Source organism: Natrialba sp. PRR66 (assembly GCF_034808065.1).
GTDB lineage: Archaea > Halobacteriota > Halobacteria > Halobacteriales > Natrialbaceae > Natrialba > Natrialba aegyptia.
On record NZ_JAXHGN010000088.1, the window covers coordinates 1 to 275 of the forward strand.

Below are 275 nucleotides of genomic sequence, written 5' to 3' on the forward strand. Positions count from 1 at the left end.
CGTCTCGTCGTCTTTCGGCTGCCGCCGCTCGCGGGTGGTCCGCCGGACCGTTCCGAACCGACCGCGCAGTTCCTGGTCGGGACCCAGGCGGTCGAGCAGAGGCCCTTTGGCGGTTCCTCGAACCCGGTTAGCGCCGCGCTGGACGTCCGACAGCAGCACGTACAGGTCTGTCAACGTCTCGGTGTCGAGCGCCGCCGGGTCGTCAGCGTCGAGTCGGTCGAGCATGTCGGCGAGCAACACGGCGTCGTCGTGGACGCGCTCGTGCGGCGTCCGGG

General features: G+C 70.5%; 1 pseudogene. It reads right to left on the minus strand.

The features are described from left to right. Window positions 1–275 (minus strand): annotated as a pseudogene (locus tag SM755_RS23590) (hypothetical protein); the annotation flags it as partial.